Source organism: Bacillus sp. AR2-1 (genome assembly GCF_008368755.1).
GTDB lineage: Bacteria > Bacillota > Bacilli > Bacillales > Bacillaceae_G > Bacillus_A > Bacillus_A wiedmannii.
On record NZ_QORY01000020.1, the window covers coordinates 86,852 to 106,205 of the forward strand.

Annotated in this window: 18 protein-coding genes and 1 other annotated feature (1 of these 19 only partly in view); of the genes, 17 read left to right on the forward strand and 1 reads right to left on the reverse strand. The window is 36.2% G+C overall.

Annotation, left to right across the window (positions count from 1 at the left end; translation table 11 throughout):
- Positions 1 to 355: 355 nt before the first annotated feature.
- The 4 genes from citZ (at position 356) to DT250_RS23265 (ending at position 4,606) form a co-directional block, all read left to right on the forward strand.
- Positions 356 to 1,504 (forward strand): citrate synthase, encoded by a 1,149-nt coding sequence (gene citZ / locus DT250_RS23250; RefSeq protein ID WP_000503659.1) that lies wholly within the window; start codon positions 356 to 358, stop codon positions 1,502 to 1,504.
- A 160-nt stretch (positions 1,505 to 1,664) separates the two neighbouring features.
- Entirely contained in the window at positions 1,665 to 2,957 is a 1,293-nt protein-coding gene (icd, locus tag DT250_RS23255; protein WP_000206896.1) for an NADP-dependent isocitrate dehydrogenase, read from the forward strand.
- Positions 2,958 to 2,976: 19 nt separating this feature from the next.
- The gene (gene mdh / locus DT250_RS23260) at positions 2,977 to 3,915 is read left to right on the forward strand and encodes a malate dehydrogenase (RefSeq protein WP_088609290.1); all 939 of its coding nucleotides are present in this window, start codon (positions 2,977 to 2,979) and stop codon (positions 3,913 to 3,915) included.
- Positions 3,916 to 4,132: 217 nt separating this feature from the next.
- The gene (locus DT250_RS23265; protein ID WP_000914190.1) at positions 4,133 to 4,606 is read left to right on the forward strand and encodes a MaoC family dehydratase; all 474 of its coding nucleotides are present in this window, start codon (positions 4,133 to 4,135) and stop codon (positions 4,604 to 4,606) included.
- A gap of 56 nt (positions 4,607 to 4,662) precedes the next feature.
- Here the strand turns inward: DT250_RS23265 and DT250_RS32355 are convergent, their stop codons facing one another.
- On the reverse strand, positions 4,663 to 4,794 hold the full coding sequence (locus DT250_RS32355) for a hypothetical protein (RefSeq protein ID WP_001265022.1): 132 nt from the start codon (positions 4,792 to 4,794) through the stop codon (positions 4,663 to 4,665).
- Between the two features lie 88 nt (positions 4,795 to 4,882).
- On the opposite strand from DT250_RS32355, the gene DT250_RS23270 reads away from it, so the two are divergent.
- From DT250_RS23270 to ytxC, 13 genes are all read left to right on the forward strand, one after another.
- Positions 4,883 to 5,128, forward strand: coding sequence for a hypothetical protein (locus DT250_RS23270; RefSeq protein ID WP_149213761.1), 246 nt, complete (start codon positions 4,883 to 4,885; stop codon positions 5,126 to 5,128).
- Between the two features lie 154 nt (positions 5,129 to 5,282).
- Entirely contained in the window at positions 5,283 to 6,002 is a 720-nt protein-coding gene (gene phoP / locus DT250_RS23275; protein WP_001065223.1) for a two-component system response regulator PhoP, read from the forward strand.
- Complete coding sequence (gene phoR / locus DT250_RS23280) at positions 5,995 to 7,758, forward strand: sensory box histidine kinase PhoR (protein ID WP_098145505.1); 1,764 nt, start codon at positions 5,995 to 5,997, stop codon at positions 7,756 to 7,758. Before phoP ends, phoR begins: the two co-directional genes overlap by 8 nt.
- Before the next feature lie 284 nt (positions 7,759 to 8,042).
- On the forward strand, positions 8,043 to 10,676 hold the full coding sequence (gene polA / locus DT250_RS23285) for a DNA polymerase I (protein WP_149213762.1): 2,634 nt from the start codon (positions 8,043 to 8,045) through the stop codon (positions 10,674 to 10,676).
- Between the two features lie 12 nt (positions 10,677 to 10,688).
- Positions 10,689 to 11,519 carry a DNA-formamidopyrimidine glycosylase gene (mutM, locus tag DT250_RS23290; protein ID WP_087985380.1) on the forward strand — a complete coding sequence of 277 codons (831 nt, stop codon included), beginning with the start codon at positions 10,689 to 10,691 and terminating at the stop codon, positions 11,517 to 11,519.
- A gap of 72 nt (positions 11,520 to 11,591) precedes the next feature.
- The gene (gene ytaF, locus DT250_RS23295) at positions 11,592 to 12,224 is read left to right on the forward strand and encodes a sporulation membrane protein YtaF (RefSeq protein WP_149213763.1); all 633 of its coding nucleotides are present in this window, start codon (positions 11,592 to 11,594) and stop codon (positions 12,222 to 12,224) included.
- Between the two features lie 53 nt (positions 12,225 to 12,277).
- Positions 12,278 to 12,880, forward strand: coding sequence for a dephospho-CoA kinase (gene coaE / locus DT250_RS23300; RefSeq protein ID WP_088064547.1), 603 nt, complete (start codon positions 12,278 to 12,280; stop codon positions 12,878 to 12,880).
- Positions 12,881 to 12,989: 109 nt separating this feature from the next.
- Positions 12,990 to 14,018, forward strand: a complete 1,029-nt coding sequence (locus tag DT250_RS23305) for a glyceraldehyde-3-phosphate dehydrogenase (RefSeq protein ID WP_000198978.1) — start codon at positions 12,990 to 12,992, stop codon at positions 14,016 to 14,018.
- A 387-nt stretch (positions 14,019 to 14,405) separates the two neighbouring features.
- Positions 14,406 to 14,789 carry an adenosylmethionine decarboxylase gene (gene speD, locus DT250_RS23310; RefSeq protein ID WP_002003660.1) on the forward strand — a complete coding sequence of 128 codons (384 nt, stop codon included), beginning with the start codon at positions 14,406 to 14,408 and terminating at the stop codon, positions 14,787 to 14,789.
- A gap of 285 nt (positions 14,790 to 15,074) precedes the next feature.
- On the forward strand, positions 15,075 to 15,536 hold the full coding sequence (gene nrdR / locus DT250_RS23315; RefSeq protein WP_001203687.1) for a transcriptional regulator NrdR: 462 nt from the start codon (positions 15,075 to 15,077) through the stop codon (positions 15,534 to 15,536).
- A 151-nt stretch (positions 15,537 to 15,687) separates the two neighbouring features.
- The gene (locus DT250_RS23320; protein WP_087985378.1) at positions 15,688 to 17,094 is read left to right on the forward strand and encodes a replication initiation and membrane attachment family protein; all 1,407 of its coding nucleotides are present in this window, start codon (positions 15,688 to 15,690) and stop codon (positions 17,092 to 17,094) included.
- A gap of 33 nt (positions 17,095 to 17,127) precedes the next feature.
- The gene (dnaI, locus tag DT250_RS23325; protein ID WP_000400114.1) at positions 17,128 to 18,066 is read left to right on the forward strand and encodes a primosomal protein DnaI; all 939 of its coding nucleotides are present in this window, start codon (positions 17,128 to 17,130) and stop codon (positions 18,064 to 18,066) included.
- A 278-nt stretch (positions 18,067 to 18,344) separates the two neighbouring features.
- The gene (ytxC, locus tag DT250_RS23330; protein WP_088064546.1) at positions 18,345 to 19,226 is read left to right on the forward strand and encodes a putative sporulation protein YtxC; all 882 of its coding nucleotides are present in this window, start codon (positions 18,345 to 18,347) and stop codon (positions 19,224 to 19,226) included.
- Positions 19,227 to 19,257: 31 nt separating this feature from the next.
- Positions 19,258 to 19,354 (forward strand) — a binding site (T-box leader) (it continues 133 nt past the right edge of the window).

The following is a 19,354-nucleotide window of genomic DNA, read 5'->3' on the forward strand; positions in this document are numbered from 1 at the left end:
CTTTCTGTTCACAAAAGTCAGATAATTGTTTATAATAGGATTAGAAACTTTGAAAAGTTACATAACAGCAGAGACTTTACACCAGATAAAATAAAAACAACATAAAACAATTTTATAATGATATTGTTTTATGTTGTTTTTATCATAAAACTCTTCGGGATTAATTTTCCTCACTAACTTGTTGTTTTGAGCGTGAGGATTCGGGGAGACATTCACGCTCATGCTTTCCATGTAAACAATGGACAATAAGAGGGGAACATCGCAACAAATTTGCATGATCGTGCATTTTGCTTGCCTAAAGAGTGAACGGGCGTTCATAATTCAAAAGGGAAGCAAATAGATATAAGGAGCAAGGTTGGGAGAATTTTCAGGAAAAGGAGAGAATGTCATGACTGTTATTCGAGGTTTAGAAGGGGTAGTAGCAACAACATCATCTGTGAGCTCTATTATTGATGATACATTAACTTATGTTGGGTATAATATTGATGATTTAGCTGAGAATGCTACATTTGAAGAAGTAGTGTACTTATTATGGCATCGCAAGCTTCCTAATGAACAAGAACTAGCGAAATTTAAAGAGATTGTATCGGAATACTATAAAGTTCCAGGTGAGATTTTAACATATTTGAAACAAGTAGATTTAAAAATCGCACATCCGATGTCTGTTTTACGAACTGCAATTTCCATGCTATCATTATACGATGAGAGTGCTGAAATTATGGATGAAAACTCCAATTATTTGAAAGCGGTTAAATTGCAGGCTCAAGTGGGAACTTTAGTTGCTGCTTATGCAAGAATTCGTAAAGGTTTAGATGTTGTTGAGCCTAGAAACGATTTATCATTAGCTGCAAACTTCTTGTACATGTTAAATGATCGCGAGCCAAATGAAGTCGAAATTGAAGCTTTTGATAAGGCACTTGTACTTCACGCAGATCATGAGTTAAACGCTTCTACATTTACTGCACGCGTTTGTGTAGCTACACTTTCAGATGTATATTCTGGTATTACAGCAGCAATCGGTGCGTTAAAAGGTCCTCTTCACGGCGGGGCAAACGAAAATGTAATGAAGATGCTAACTGAAATTGGCGAAGAAGAAAATGTAGAATCATATATCCATAATGCTCTTCAAAATAAAGTAAAAATCATGGGCTTTGGCCACCGTGTATATGAGCAGGGTGATCCGCGTGCAAAACATTTACGCGAAATGTCTAAGAGATTATGCGTGCTTTTAGGAGAAGACAAATGGTATAATATGTCTATCAAAATTGAAGACATTGTAACAAAAGAAAAAGGTCTTCCACCAAATGTTGATTTCTATTCAGCTTCTGTATACCATTGTTTAGGAATTGACCATGACTTATTTACACCTATTTTTGCAATTAGCCGTATGTCAGGCTGGTTAGCTCATATTCTAGAACAATATGAAAACAACCGTTTAATCCGTCCGCGTGCTGATTATAATGGACCAACACATCAAGTGTACGTTCCAATTGCACAACGATAAGCGAAAAACACTATTTTGATAGTGAAAATACGCTTTCAAAAGTCTGATTTTTTCGGAAAGACGTAATGATTAGAATATTTTAATTTAAATAACGGTTTGAACTGAGGGGTTATTCCCTCAGTTTCATACATATGAAATTTCAAACATGGGGGTTATCACATTGACGACAGGTGAAAAAATTACTGTAACTAATGGTGTTATGAATGTACCAAACAATCCGATTATTCCATTTATCGAAGGAGATGGAATTGGTCCTGATATTTGGGCAGCTGCATCTCGTGTACTAGAAGCAGCAGTTGAAAAAGCTTATGATGGTGAGAAGAAAATCGTTTGGAAAGAAGTGCTTGCAGGGGAAAAAGCATTCAACCAAACAGGCGAGTGGTTACCAGAAGAAACTTTAAATTTAATCCGTGAATATTTAATCGCGATTAAAGGTCCACTTACAACTCCAGTTGGCGGTGGTATTCGTTCTCTAAACGTAGCACTTCGTCAAGAATTAGATTTATATGTATGTCTACGTCCAGTTCGTTATTTTGATGGTGTTCCTTCACCTGTAAAACGTCCGGAAGATACTGATATGGTTATTTTCCGTGAGAATACAGAAGACATTTATGCTGGAATTGAATATGCACAAGGATCTCCGGAAGCAGAAAAAGTCCTTGCTTTCTTAAAAGAAGCAATGGGTGTTAATAAAATTCGCTTCCCAGAAACATCTGGTATTGGTATTAAACCAATCTCAGAAGAAGGGACAAAGCGTCTTGTTCGTGCTGCAATTCAATATGCAATTAACGAAAAACGTTCTTCTGTTACATTAGTTCATAAAGGAAACATTATGAAATTTACAGAAGGTGCTTTCAAAAACTGGGGTTACGAAGTAGCGGAACAAGAATTCGGCGATAAAGTATTTACTTGGGCTGAATATGATCGTATCGTTGAGAAAGATGGTAAAGATGCAGCGAATAAAGCGATGGCAGACGCTGAAGTGGCTGGGAAAATCATCGTAAAAGATTCTATTGCAGACATCTTCTTACAACAGATTTTAACTCGTCCACGTGAGTTCGATGTTGTTGCAACAATGAACTTAAACGGAGACTACATCTCTGATGCACTTGCTGCACAAGTAGGTGGAATTGGTATTGCACCTGGTGCAAACATTAACTATGTGACTGGACATGCTATCTTTGAAGCTACACATGGTACAGCTCCAAAATATGCAGGTTTAGACAAAGTAAACCCATCTTCAGTTCTTCTTTCTGGTGTATTATTATTAGAGCACTTAGGATGGAACGAAGCTGCGAAATTAGTAACTGATTCAGTTGAGAAAACAATTGCTTCAAAAGTAGTAACTTATGATTTCGCACGCTTAATGGAAGGTGCAACAGAAGTGAAATGTTCTGAGTTCGCTAATGAACTTATTAAAAACATGGATGTAGCGATAATCAAAAACGCATAATTAAAGCGGGGGGTAAATTATGACAATCAAACGCAAGAAAGTTTCAGTCATCGGTGCAGGATTTACAGGAGCAACAACAGCATTCTTATTAGCACAAAAAGAACTTGCAGATGTTGTATTAGTGGACATTCCACAACTGGAAAATCCAACAAAAGGGAAAGCGTTAGATATGTTAGAAGCGAGCCCAGTACAAGGTTTTGATGCTAACATTATTGGAACATCTGATTACGCAGATACTGCTGATTCTGACGTTGTCGTTATTACAGCAGGTATTGCACGTAAGCCTGGTATGAGCCGTGATGACTTAGTAGCAACAAACTCTAAAATTATGAAAAGTATTACGCGCGACATTGCAAAACATTCACCAAATGCGATTATTGTTGTGTTAACAAATCCAGTTGATGCAATGACATATTCTGTATTTAAAGAAGCAGGATTCCCGAAAGAGCGTGTTATCGGTCAATCGGGCGTATTAGATACAGCTCGTTTCCGTACATTTATTGCACAAGAATTAAATCTTTCTGTGAAAGATATTACAGGATTTGTTCTTGGTGGACACGGTGACGATATGGTACCTCTTGTACGTTATTCTTATGCAGGTGGCATTCCGTTAGAAACGTTAATTCCGAAAGAGCGTTTAGAAGCAATCGTAGAACGTACCCGTAAAGGTGGCGGCGAGATTGTAGGCTTATTAGGAAACGGTAGTGCATATTACGCACCAGCTGCTTCTTTAGTTGAAATGACAGAAGCAATCTTAAAAGATCAACGCCGTGTATTACCAGCTATTGCGTACCTTGAAGGTGAATATGGTTATAGCGACCTTTACTTAGGCGTACCAGTAATTCTAGGTGGTAACGGAATTGAAAAAATTATTGAGTTAGAACTTCTTACAGATGAAAGAGAAGCGTTAGATCGCTCTGTAGAATCTGTACGTAATATAATGAAGGTTCTTGTTTAATAATTAAATATTAAGTAGAAAAAGATTCGGGGCCCCGAATCTTTTTCTACTATTTATTCAAATGTTTTTTTGAAATAATATGAAAACGCTATCATTTGGTGTATCCTATAATGAAATTATAGATTTATACTATACATTGCCCTCATCATAGTAAATTTCGGATAAGGTATCGCTATTAGTAGGATAATAAGGTGAAAAAATCGGAGGGGGTTGTAACATGTTAAAGAAAAAAGTTCAAATTGGTCGTAGAATGGATGAAATTACAGTAGGAGAGAAATTATCTATCACTGAAAAAATTGAGGATAAAGATTTGTTATTGTACTTAGGGTTAACGAATGATGCCAATCCATTATATATTCAGCATGATTACGCATCCCAAACTCCGTATGAAAAGCCGATTGTACCAAGCATTATGCTAACTGGAATGATTACAACGGCAGTTACGAAATATTTACCAGGTCCAGGCAGTCATATTACTAGGAAGGACCTTACGTTCGTGAAGCATGTTCACCATTATGAAACGTTACAAATCCACTTTGAAGTTGTGGCTGTTTCTGAGGAGGAACATACAATTGATATGCTTGTATCTGCTCATGATGAAAAAGGAGAAACGGTTGTAAAAGGTTCCTTAACAGTAACACCGCCTTTTAAATCAGTTTCTATTATGGAAAAAGCATTAGATAATTTTTAAAACATGAAAATATGAATAGCGCTAGCATACCTTACTATAAGGGGCTAGCGCTATTTTTAGTTGAAAAATCCTTCTTTAAACCCTTCGGCAAATTCTGAACAACCTGTTTTAATCGTATCCCAGCTTGGTACGTTAAAAGTAAGGAAACATGTTACTACTAAAGTTAAAATAGGTAGTAATACTCGCATAATAGCCTCCTGAATCGTATTTATTTATATATTTAAATTAATAATATATTTATTGGTAATTGAAGTCAATGAAAGGGGTGTTTTTAAGGTGAAGTGGAAGAGAGAAGATATTATTTTTGAAACGATAAGAGAAGCTGAAGTGTGGGCAGACGGGGTCGCGAATGAAATGTATGGAAGAGTATTTGATGGATATGAAACGCTAGACTATAAAATAGCGTATGCTCTTTCGTTTTTCCTAGCGCAGGAGAGGGGATTTGTGGTTCATACGGAAAAATACTTTGAAAAAGGTAGGTTTATCTACCGAGTTTGGATAGCGGAGAGGGAGAGAGAATGAAGTTTTAATTGCTTTTATTTTCGAAGCATTAGTAGAAACGAGCTCCATGAATAGACAATTATATTGAGAGGGACCTTGTTTTCTAGTATGATGAGAATAACGGGGAAAATACTAGGATGAAGAAGGTTTCAAGTCTATAACTTGGAGGAAAAGAATGAACAATCGTATTTTAGTAGTTGATGATGAGGAATTTATCTTAACTTTAATTGAATTTAATCTACAACAAGCTGGGTTTGAAGTGATAACAGCGATGGATGGAGAAATGGCGCTTCAAAAAGCGACAACAGAACGCCCAGATTTAATTATATTAGATTTAATGCTTCCAAAAATGGATGGTATGGAAGTGTGTAAAGAATTACGATTGCAGCGCGTTATGACGCCGATTTTAATGTTAACAGCAAAAGATGATGAATTTGATAAGGTGCTAGGTCTTGAACTTGGGGCAGATGATTATATGACGAAGCCATTTAGCCCAAGGGAAGTTGTTGCGCGTGTGAAGGCAATTTTGCGCCGCACGAAATTACAACAAGAAGAACAAGTGAAAGAAGCGTCAGATGAAGAGAGCATCACACTTGCTGAACTTAAAATTTTGCCGGAATTTTATGAGGCTTATTTCCAAGGAAGAAAGCTTGAATTAACACCAAAAGAATTTGAACTACTTGTTTATCTTGCGAAAAATAAAAGTCGCGTGTTGACACGTGATCAATTATTAAGTGCTGTATGGAACTATGATTTTGCTGGTGATACACGAATTGTTGACGTTCATATTAGCCATTTGCGCGATAAAATTGAACAAAATACGAAAAAACCGACGTACATTAAAACGATACGTGGTTTAGGATATAAATTAGAGGAGCCAAAAGGGGATGAATAAATTTCGTTCCAGGCTTCTTTTTACATTTGTTTCTCTTATTGTTTTTATTTTAGTTGGACTAGGTTTATTACTGGAAACCGTGTTTGAAAACTACTATATAGATCATGCAAAAGAGAGAATGGTAAAAGAGACAGAGTATGTTGCGGTATTAGCAGAAGAACAGGGTTTTGATAATGTTTTAAAAAATCCATATGTATTTGAAAAGTTAGAAGAAAAAATACAGGCTTCTATTGCATTTGTAGATGAAAAAAAGAAAGTTCAATATAGCGGCGGAGAACAGTCTGCATTTAGCCAAGGGATAATTAAAGAACTTTCTTCTGAAACAACAAAACAAAGAAACAAAGTCATTACGAAAGAAACGGATCAGAATAATGAATTTTATCATGCGGTATTCGTTCAAGATGTAGCAGGGAAACAAGGATACATTTTAGTGAAAAGTACAATTGAACCTTTGAAAACTGTTCATCAAAAAACGTGGGGATTATTAATTATCGGATTTGTTATCGCTTGTCTCGTAGTCGTATTTTTAGGTATGAAAATTACAGGGCAATATATTAGGCCAATTGAATCCGTTACGAAAGTTGCTATCGAATTAGCGAAGGGAAATTATAAAGCACGCGCTTATGAAAGTCATTCGGATGAAACGGGAATGCTGAGTAAAGCAATTAATATTTTAGCCCGTAATTTACAAGAGATGACACTTGAACAAGAAATGCAACAAGATCGTCTGCATACGTTAATTGAAAATATGGGAAGCGGAATGATTTTAATTGATAGCCGCGGTTATATAAACCTTGTAAACCGTTCTTATAAGGAGACTTTCCACGTAACAGATGAAGAATATTTAGATCGTTTATATTATGAGTCGTTTCATCATACAGAAATTATAGAGCTCGTGGAAGAAATCTTTATGACAGAAGTGAAAGTGCGTAAACAAATGTTATTGCCGCTTGGAATTGAGCGAAAGCATTTTGAAGTATATGGAGCACCGATTATCGGGACGAACCATGAATGGAAAGGGATTGTCCTTGTATTCCATGACATTACTGAGCTAAAGAAATTAGAACAAATGAGAAAAGACTTTTTAGCGAATGTTTCTCATGAACTAAAGACACCGATTACTTCTATTAAAGGTTTTTCAGAAACGCTCTTGGACGGTGCTATGGATAATAAAAAATTCTGCGAACATTTCTTGCACATTATTTTAAAAGAAAGTGAACGCATGCAAGGGTTAATTGAAGATTTATTAGATTTATCAAAGATTGAGCAACAAGGATTTAAATTGAGTATGGGGACCGTTGATATGAAGGGACTTCTTGAAGACATTCATATGGTGCTTGATAACAAAGCAGGAGAAAAAGAAATTTCTTTACAAGTAAATGCGCTAAAAGGAGTCTCGGTCATTGGAGATCCAAGTCGTTTGAAGCAAATCTTTATTAATTTAATGAATAACGCAATCGTATATACGCCGGCTGGAGGCGTTGTTTCTGTAGAATTAGTAGAAGATAAATATAATGCTTATATAAAAGTATCGGATACGGGAATTGGTATTAGTAAAGATGAAATTCCGCGTATTTTTGAACGCTTTTACCGAGTGGATAAAGCGAGAAGTAGAAATACTGGTGGTACAGGCCTCGGATTATCGATTGTAAAGCATTTAGTTGAGGCACATCACGGTACGATTACAGTGGATAGTGAAGTTGGGGAAGGGACAACATTTACAGTTGTTTTACCAAAATCAGCAACTGAAAAATAGGATGAAGGATGTTTACAATATATTAACAATGGCTTAATTAAATATTAATAAAGGTCTGTTAATATAATACATGAAAACCCCTTCATCCAAGGAGTAATTTTGGACGAGAATAGTTATGCTGTTCTCGTCACTTCCCTTTTATGTTAGTAAACGTTTATATATATGATAGAAAATAGCCGTTATTTTTCTTCTCTCTATTAGTCATGTTAATATAGAGAGAGGAAAGGAACGGTTTTTTTTCTGTGAAAAAAATCATTTCAAATTTGTATGGGGAGGTTTCTGGTTTGGAAAAAAAGGTCGTATTAGTAGATGGTAACAATATCGCGTATCGTGCTTTCTTTGCACTACCGCTTTTAAATAACGACAAAGGTATACATACGAACGCAATTTACGGTTTTACAATGATGTTAATGAGAATATTAGAGGAAGAAAAACCAACGCATATGTTAGTAGCGTTTGATGCGGGTAAAACGACATTCCGTCATAAAACGTATAGTGAGTATAAAGGAGGACGTCAAAAGACTCCACCTGAATTATCAGAGCAATTCCCGTTTATTCGTGAGATGCTTGATGCATTCAACGTACCGCGTTATGAATTAGAAAATTATGAAGCGGATGACATTATGGGGACGTTAGCGAAAGAAGCGAGTGAACAAGGGTTTCATGTAAAAGTTATTTCAGGAGATAAAGACTTACTGCAACTTGTTTCAGATAATACACTCGTATGTATTCCACGCAAAGGGATTACAGAAGTGGATGAATATACGAAAGAAGCTTTATTTGAGAAATACAGCTTATCACCAAAGCAAATTATCGATATGAAAGGTTTAATGGGAGACCAGTCAGATAATATTCCAGGTGTACCAGGAGTTGGTGAAAAAACTGCGATTAAATTGTTAACACAGTTTGAAACGGTCGAGGCAGTGTATGAAAATATAGATCAAGTAAGCGGGAAGAAATTAAAAGAAAAGCTAGAAGCAAATAAAGACCAAGCTCTTATGAGTAAAGATCTTGCAACTATTATTACAGATGCGCCGATTACAGTGCATGTGGATGATATGGAGTATAAAGGGTATGAAGCAAGTGATGTGATTCCAATGTTCGAGAATTTAGGATTTACATCACTTTTAAATAAATTAGGTGTTACGCCAGAAGAAACGACTCCAGCTGAATTAGATGATATTACATTTGATATTGTGGAAGAAGTTACAGAAGAAATGCTAGTGCAAGATAGTGCGCTTATTGTTGAAGTACAAGAAGATAACTATCATAAAGCGGACATTCAAGGTTTTGGTATTCAAAATGAAAATGGCTGTTACTTTATTCAAACAGAAATTGCTCTTAAGTCAGACGCTTTTAAAGAGTGGCTTGCAGATGGAGATATGAGAAAGTATACATTTGATGCGAAGCGCGCAATCGTTGCACTTAAATGGAACGGGATAGATATGCAAGGGATTGACTTTGATCTACTAATCGCTGCTTATTTACTTGACCCGGCTGATACGGATAAAGATTTCCGTACTGTAGCAAAAATGAAAGAAACACATGCTGTGAAATCTGATGAAGAAGTTTACGGAAAAGGTGCGAAGCGTGCTGTTCCAGAGCTAGAAGTAGTAGCGGAGCATGTAGCTCGTAAAGTGCACGTATTATATGATGTAAAGCAAACATTCGTTGAAGAGTTACAAAAGAATGAGCAATATGAACTGTTTACAGAGTTAGAATTACCACTTGCGCGTGTATTAGCTGATATGGAAGTAAAAGGTGTAAAAGTTGATACGGAGCGTCTTCGTAATATGGGAGAAGAACTTGCAGGTAGATTAAAGGAAATGGAACAGGAAATTTATAAGCTTGCGGGAACAGAATTTAATATTAATTCACCGAAGCAGCTTGGTGTTATTCTGTTTGAGAACTTAAACTTACCAGTTATTAAAAAGACGAAAACAGGTTATTCTACGTCAGCAGATGTACTAGAAAAGCTTATGGATCGCCATGAAATCATTCCAAACATTTTACATTATCGTCAATTAGGGAAACTAAATTCAACTTATATTGAAGGTTTATTAAAAGTTGTACATGAAGATTCATCTAAAATCCATACTCGTTTCAATCAAGTATTAACGCAAACAGGTCGATTAAGTTCAACGGATCCGAACTTGCAAAATATCCCGATTCGATTAGAAGAAGGAAGAAAGATTCGTCAGGCATTTGTTCCATCAGAAGAAGGATGGATTATGTATGCGGCAGATTATTCACAAATTGAACTTCGCGTATTAGCTCATATTGCAAATGATAAAGGGCTAGTTGAAGCGTTCCAACATGACATGGATATTCATACGAAAACAGCGATGGATGTATTTGGCGTTGAAAAAGATGAAGTAACTTCGAATATGAGACGACAAGCGAAAGCTGTCAATTTCGGAATTGTATATGGTATTAGTGATTATGGTCTTTCACAAAACTTAGGAATTACAAGAAAAGCAGCAGCGGAATTTATTGAAAAGTATTTAGAAAGTTTCCCTGGTGTACAAGAATACATGAGTGACATCGTAAAAGATGCGAAACAAAAAGGGTATGTGGCTACATTATTAAATCGCCGCCGTTATATTCCGGAAATTACGAGTCGTAATTTCAATTTACGTAGCTTTGCTGAGCGTACGGCTATGAATACACCAATTCAAGGGACTGCAGCAGATATTATTAAAAAAGCGATGATTATTATGGCAGACCGTCTAGAAGAAGAAGGATTACAGGCGCGTCTACTTCTGCAAGTACACGATGAATTGATATTTGAAGCACCAAAAGAAGAAATTGAAAAATTAGAGAAGCTTGTACCTGAAGTAATGGAGCATGCGATTGAACTTGCGGTTCCGCTGAAAGTTGATTATTCTTACGGTCCAACTTGGTACGACGCAAAATAAGGAAGTGATGAAATGCCTGAATTACCAGAGGTTGAAAATGTTAGGCGGACGCTTGAAAATCTTGTAACAGGAAAAACGATTGAAGATGTCATTATTACTTATCCAAAAATAGTAAAACGTCCGGATGATGCAGAAATCTTTAAAGAAATGCTAAGAGGCGAGAAGATTGAAAATATAAAGCGAAGAGGAAAGTTTTTGCTTTTATATGTAACGAATTATGTTATTGTTTCACATTTACGTATGGAAGGTAAGTTTTTACTGCATCAAGAGGACGAGCCAATTGATAAGCATACACACGTCCGTTTCTTATTTACAGATGGAACTGAATTACATTATAAAGATGTGAGAAAGTTTGGTACGATGCATCTCTTTAAGAAAGGTGAAGAATTGAATCAAATGCCTCTTGCTGACTTAGGTCCGGAGCCGTTTGATGCTGAATTGACACCGCAGTATTTACAAGAAAGATTGCAAAAGACCAATCGTAAAATAAAAGTCGTATTATTAGACCAGCGTCTTTTAGTAGGGCTTGGAAATATATATGTAGATGAAGTTTTATTCCGTTCTCAAATTCATCCGGAACGAGAAGCTTCGTCTTTAACAGCAGAAGAAATTGAACGAATTTACGAGGCGACTGTTACAACGTTAGGTGAAGCAGTGAAGCGAGGCGGAAGTACAATTCGAACGTATATGAATTCGCAAGGGCAAATTGGCTCATTCCAAGAACTTCTAAATGTATACGGAAAAAAAGGAGAACCATGTGTGACTTGCGGTACGATATTAGAAAAAACAGTTGTTGGCGGAAGAGGAACGCATTACTGCCCGATTTGTCAGCCGAGAATATAGAAAAGAGATAACATTGGATAGGCATTTGTCATATACATACAGCAGGGCTATGTATAAGGGAGGAGCTTACCGATGTACCTTTATTTATCTCTTATTTTATTAGCTTTTACATTAAGCTTAGATAGCTGTAGTGTAGGGCTAACATATGGTTTAAGAAGCGTAAGAATTCCACTAAGATCAATTATAATTATCGGAATGTGTTCAGCGGCTGTTATGCTTGTTTCAATGGGAATTGGACATATGATCGCGAAAATATTTTCACCTGTTATCGCAACGCGTATCGGTGGGCTTGTTCTTATTGGAATAGGAATTTGGGTATTATATCAATTTTTTCGAAGTGAGAAAAGAGAAGAACCAAAGCAAGAGGAGAAGGTTTGGAAATTAGAAATTGCTTCGCTCGGGCTAGTGATTCAAATTTTACGGAAACCGACTGTTGCAGATTTTGATAAATCAGGCACCATTTCCGCAGGAGAAGCATTGCTTCTTGGTATCGCTCTTTCTATAGATTCGTTCGGTGCTGGAATTGGTGCATCTTTATTAGGGTATGCGCCCGCTATGATGGCGATATTAGTTGCGGTTATGAGTTCTTTGTTTTTATTTATTGGAATGAAACTTGGAACGGTTTTATCAAACATGAAGTGGTTACAAAAATTTACATTCCTGCCTGGGGTATTACTCATTATTATTGGAATTTGGAAAATGTAAGTATGGGCGTGGAACATTAGTTTCGCGCCTTTTATATTGTGAGGAGGATTATGATGACAGTAGTAATTGGATTAACGGGAGGCATTGCAAGCGGAAAAAGTACAGTGTCTCAAATGTTTCGTGAACTGAGTATACCAGTTATTGATGCAGATATTATTGCGCGAGAAGTTGTAGAACGAGGAAAACCAGCATATAACAAAATTGTAGAAGTGTTTGGAACGGAAGTATTACAAGAAGATGGAGAATTGGATCGCCCGAAATTAGGAAGTGTCGTTTTCTATAATGAAGAAAAACGATTGCAGTTAAATAAAATCGTTCATCCTGCAGTTCGTGAGGAAATGAATACACAAAAGGAAAAGTACATAAAGGAAGGTATGCAAGCGGTTGTGTTAGATATACCTCTCTTATTTGAAAGCAAATTAACAAGTCTCGTTGACCGCGTATTAGTTGTAGCGGTTAAGCCACATACGCAATTAGAACGTTTAATGAAACGAAATAATTTTTCAGAAGAAGAAGCAACAGCTCGTATTCAATCTCAAATGCCGTTAGAAGAAAAAGTGAAGAATGCAGATGAAGTGATAAATAATGATGGCACAATTATGGGAACGAAAACACAATTACAGGTGATTTTAAAGAATTGGAACATTATTGACTAAAAAATTGTGAAATTAATGAAAATGCTTAGTGACATATCCCCTTTTTGTGTTATACTATTATTGGGATTGGAGATAAATAGTATAACGCATTCAAGGGGGATAACATATTATGACTCGTGTGGCAATTAATGGATTTGGACGTATTGGGAGAATGGTATTTCGTCAGGCAATAAAAGAAAGCGCATTCGAAATTGTAGCAATCAATGCAAGCTATCCATCTGAAACGTTAGCACATTTAATTAAATATGATACAGTTCACGGCAAGTTTGACGGAACAGTAGAAGCATTTGAAGATCACTTGTTAGTTGATGGGAAAATGATTCGCCTTTTAAACAACCGCGATCCAAAGGAATTGCCTTGGACAGATTTAGGTGTTGAAGTTGTAATTGAAGCAACTGGTAAATTTAATTCAAAAGAAAAAGCAATTCTTCATGTTGAAGCTGGAGCGAAAAAAGTTATTTTAACAGCGCCTGGTAAAAATGAAGATGTAACAATTGTAGTTGGTGTGAACGAAGACCAATTAGATATTACAAAACATACTGTTATTTCAAATGCATCTTGCACAACAAACTGTTTAGCGCCTGTTGTTAAGGTGTTAGATGAGCAGTTTGGAATTGAAAACGGTTTAATGACAACTGTTCACGCTTATACAAATGACCAAAAAAATATTGATAACCCACATAAAGATTTAAGAAGAGCACGTGCTTGCGGACAATCAATCATTCCGACAACGACAGGTGCCGCGAAAGCGCTTGCAAAAGTTCTTCCGCACTTAAACGGAAAACTTCATGGTATGGCACTTCGTGTACCAACGCCAAACGTGTCTCTTGTTGACTTAGTAGTAGATGTAAAACGTGATGTGACAGTTGAAGCTATTAATGAAGCATTCAAAACTGTTGCAAACGGTGCGTTAAAAGGCATTGTAGAATTCAGCGAAGAGCCTTTAGTATCTATTGACTTTAATACAAATACACACTCAGCTATTATTGATGGTTTATCTACAATGGTAATGGGTGATCGTAAAGTGAAAGTACTTGCTTGGTATGATAACGAGTGGGGCTACTCTCGTCGTGTTGTAGATCTTGTAACGTTAGTTGTTGACGAATTAGCGAAACAAAAAAATGTGCAACATATTTAAGTGAATAAGGGAGAGGGCAAGTGAATATTTGCCCTCTTTTTTTATTTTTTTCTGAAAAGGAAAAAAATTATAGGAGTATATTTTTGAAAGTGGACATACCACGAAACGTTGTGATTACTGTATTTGTGAATCATTTATTTTTTTTAGGGAAAAGTAAAGAGGAAAATATGACAGAAAATCGAAAAAACTGTTGTTGCAAAATGAAAATAAACAAAGTATACTAACACTCGTAAACTTAAGAGCTGAGGTACGTAGTCACTACTTAAAGGGTTAGGACCTCTCTGGACTAACTTTCCCCCGTGGTAGTGGAGCAAGCCAAATTGCAAATTAGTTTTCAATTCGAACAGTTAGAATAAATTTACAAGGGGGAACTGTAGAATGGATACTATGGATACGATGGGTCGTCACGTAATCGCTGAACTTTGGGATTGCGATTTCGACAAGCTTAATGACATGCCGTATATTGAACAATTATTTGTGGATGCAGCACTGAGAGCTGGTGCTGAAGTGCGTGAGGTTGCTTTCCATAAATTTGCACCACAAGGTGTAAGTGGAGTAGTAATTATCTCGGAATCACATTTAACAATTCATAGCTTTCCGGAGCACGGTTACGCAAGTATTGATGTTTATACTTGTGGGGATCGTATTGATCCAAATGTTGCTGCAGAATATATTGCAGAAGGTTTAAACGCGAAAACGCGTGAGAGCATCGAGCTTCCTCGAGGCACTGGTAGCTTCGAAATTAAGCAGAGAGAAACAAAAGCTCTTTAAAAAAGAACATAATTGATTTAAAATGTAAAGAGGTGTATAATGCACCTCTTTTTTAGTTTATAAAAAAGGAAAAATATAACGTACTCGTTAGTGAGATAAATTGAGCTCTTACGAATAAGTTAGCACCCCATCTACCATCTTATTTTTGAAAACGAGATGATAAAATAATGTGCTTAAACTTAAAGTGGTAAGAGAGTTAGAATGAGTTATATAATATTGTATATATATTGTCAGATGAAGTAAGTAGAGAAAAAATAAAGAGTATAGTGTAAAGGAGTGAATATATTGCGTTGTCCATCCTGTTCGCATAATGGTACAAGAGTGTTAGATTCGCGTCCGGTAGACGAGGGGCGCTCTATTCGAAGAAGGAGAGAGTGTGAAAGTTGTTTAAGTCGCTTTACGACATTTGAAAGAGTAGAAGAGTCACCTCTTATCGTTGTAAAAAAAGAAGGCACACGAGAAGAATTTAATAAAGAAAAGATTTTGCGCGGCTTAATTAAAGCGTGCGAAAAAAGACCAGTATCTTTAAGACAATTAGAAGAAGTAACTCAAAGTGTGGAACGTGAACTTCGTAATTTAGGTATATCAGAAGTGAAAAGTGATATGATTGGTGAAATTGTTATGGAAGAACTGCGTGATATTGATGATGTTGCTTACGTGCGTTTTGCTTCTGTATATCGCCAATTTAAAGATTTAAATGTATTTATTGAAGAATTAAAAGATATACTGCAAAAAGAAAGAGAGTAGAAGTTGTATTTTATTCTCTTTACATACCGTAGTAATGAGATAAGAGAGCTAGAAGCGAAAGCTAATAGCTCTTTTTCGCTAAGCAATTATATAATGAAGATAGAACGAATGAAGTAGAGGATAGATTGGATGAGAGAAAGGAAAAGCAAGAATGGAAAAACAGTCATGGATGGAGCTATTGCCAATTGATCGTTATAAAGTAAGTGCGAAAGGGTTATTGCATAATTACGACCGAAAAGTGTTAACGATGTTGTATCAGCCGTTAATAGGTAGTAGAGCTTTTAGTTTGTACATGACGCTATGGGGAGAGTTAGAGCAAGATCGTGTGTTTGGAAAAGAGAATACACATCATTCCCTTATGGTGACCATGCAGATGCAGCTTCCCGAAATATATGAGGAACGAGTAAAGTTAGAAGCAATTGGGCTTTTGAAGGTATATATTAAGAAAGAAAAAGATATTCGAATGTTTATATATGAATTGCAACCACCTTTATCTCCGAAGCAGTTTTTTGATGATATTGTGTTAAGCATCTTTTTATACAATCGATTGAGTCGGACAAAATATAATCAAGTAAAGCAATATTTCTTAGAAGAAGAATTTGATTTTGCTTCTTATGAAAATGTTACGCGTTCTTTCAATGATGTGTTTGGTTCGTTTAATCCAGGACAGCTTGAGCATGCGCAAGAAGATCTTCGTATTCCAAAAACGACAGCTATGCCAAGTAACGAGAAGGGAGACGCTCCAAAAGTTTGGAATGATTTCTTTGATTTCTCCTTATTTGTAGATGGCTTGTCCGCTCTTGTCCCTAAAAAGGCGATTACAGATCAAGTGCGAGAATGTGTCATTACACTTGCTTACGTGTACGATGTAGATGTGTTATCGATGCAAAATATCGTTCTTGGTACGGTGACAGAGATGCAGACAATTGATACCGAAAGGCTTAGAAAAGGAGCACGTGATTGGTATCAGTTCGAAAACGGTCAAGCGTTACCTGTATTAAGTGAAAGAGTACAACCTCACGCTGCACGTATGATGGAAGGAAAAGAGCCTTCTACACAAGAAGAGATGTTAATAAAACAGTTAGAGGAAATCTCACCAAAACAACTATTAAAAGAAATCTCTGGTGGTGCAGAGGCGACAAAGGCTGACTTGCAGATCGTTGAAGATGTAATGATCAATCAAAAATTAACGCCAGGTGTTGTGAATGTACTTATTTATTACGTTATGCTACGCTCAGATATGAAGCTTGCGAAAACGTATGTGGAGAAAATTGCTGGGCATTGGGCACGTAAAAAGGTCGGTACAGTAGCTGAAGCAATGGCGTTAGCGAAAGAAGAAAACCGTCAATATCAAGAATGGGCTGAGACGAAGAAAAAAGGCCGTACGTCGAAGAAAACGATAAGAAAAGAAATGGTACCAGATTGGCTGAAAGAAGAGCCGAAAGAACAAGAGAAAGAAACAGTGAAGAAAGATGTAAGTAAGAAAAAAGATGCAAGTACGTTAGATGATGAACGAAAACGACTAGAAGAAGTGTTAAAAAAATATAAGCGTGATTAATAGAAGAGAATGAACGCTCTTTGAGGTGAGAAAATGGAGCATATTCAAAATTCATTTGCAAAGTTAATGGAAAATAAAAATTTTAAAAATAGATATGAAGTATTAAAGGCGGAAGTAATGGCGCATCCGCGTGTGAAAGAATTTATAGACGAACATCAAGGTGAAGTAACAACTTCTATGATTGAGCGCAGCCTTGTGAAGTTATACGAATATATTGGACAAAGTGTAGGTTGTGCGGATTGTCCGGATCTAGGTTCGTGTAAAAACATGCTGCAAGGATATGAGCCAAAGCTCGTTATCCAAGGGAAGATGATTGATATTCAATACGATCGTTGCGTTAGAAAAGTAGCATATGACGAGAGAAAGAAATATGAAAAACTCGTTCAAAGTGTATATATGCCAACTGACATTTTACAGGCAACGATGGAAAACTTAGATCCTTCAGATTTAGATGCGCGTATTGATGCAATTGGTGCAGCTAATGAATTTTTAAGTACATATGAACCTGGTAAAAAAGTACAAGGTTTATATTTGTACGGTAAATTTGGTGTAGGGAAAACGTATTTGTTAGGAGCAATGGCGAATGAACTTGCTCAAAAGAAAATAAGTTCGATGCTCGTATACTTCCCTGAATTTTTACGTGAAATTAAAAGTTCGATTCAAGATAATTCGATTGGGGAAAAGATTGATGCGGTGAAACGCGTACAAGTTTTAATGCTAGATGATATCGGAGCAGAAGCGATGTCAAGTTTTGTGCGTGACGATGTGCTTGGTGCCATTTTGCAATTCCGTATGTTAGAAAACTTACCGACGTTCTTTACGTCTAACTTTGATTTCAAGGAATTGGAACATCATTTAACGTATACACAGCGTGGTGAAGCAGAACAAATGAAAGCAGCGCGTATTATGGAACGAATTAAATATTTAGCGAAGCCAATTCCGATTGGCGGGAAAAACCGACGTCATAAGTAAAGAGTAAGCTGAAAAGCTTGCTCTTTTTTCGTTTTGAACACTTTTCAGAATAGGTGAATTGCAAAACGAAAAACTTCTTATAGAAAATTCATTGTAGCTTGTATCATTTTTTTCTCCCTCCCTTAATATATATAAAATTAGCAAGCCATATTGAGTGGATTTTCTAACGATAGGAAATGTAATTCTACTAAGAGTGAACTTCACGCGGGACGGACTCTTATAGGATTTGTAACGTATAGATACAATCCTTTAGAGCAGGGATAAAAGGGGGGACAAAAGTGATTGAAATTTGCTTCGAAGAAAAAAATGATGCTATGCATGTATATAGACAACTATTGAAAAGAGCGGAACTGTTATATAAGGAAACGAGTGTGTATTTACAGGAACAAAAAGTGGTGATTCACATACCAGTATGTGAATCGAATTATATTGAAAAGATTTTATTGCCGGTAATGGTATGTTTCATTGTGAATGTAAAGCAAAATAAGTGGATTTATACAATCTTAAAAGAGAAGTTTTTTTATGAAGAAGAGGAAGAGTGTCATCAAATATTGCATATGGCACAAGAGATTTTAAAGGGAAGAAGAAAAGGGATTGCTCGTGAATTAACACGTCACACATTTGAATCATATATTAAATCTTCTTTAAATAACTGGCTTTGTGATCCGCTTTCGTTCTCGTTTTCATCATATGTTCGTTTTCGCCTTCGTACATATAGGGAAATGGTAGCTAAGCTTGCTGAATTGTCGATTGATGAGTATAAGTTGGAACAAGAATATCAAATGTTTATTGAGACGCTAAGGCAACAAGTGCGCAGCCGAAAATCACGTTTGTCCTGTGTGCATCTTATTTTTGATGAAAGTTTTATTTTCTATGATGATAAAGGTAGACGTTTAAAACAGGAGAAATTGGTCCAATATATAGACGAGGAATTATTAAAGCAAAAGGATGTATATATTGATACGAAAGTAATTGCACCACTTCTTTCTATTTCGCCGAAAAAAATTTATTTATATACGAAAGAACAAGACCATAATATGATTATTACTTTGCGAAATGTATTTCAAGAACGGGTCCAATTACATGGATTACATGAGTTTGAGCGCAATGTGAAAAATTTAAAAAATAAAGGTAACGCCCTTGATTTTCTAAGTTTTTGAGCATATAATTACCTACATAAATGAAATATATTGAAATGTCATGATGAGGACATGAGTAGTTTTCTACGATTTTCAGAGAGGGAAGCCTTAGGGTGTGAGCTTCCTAGTACGGGATTATTACTTACCAC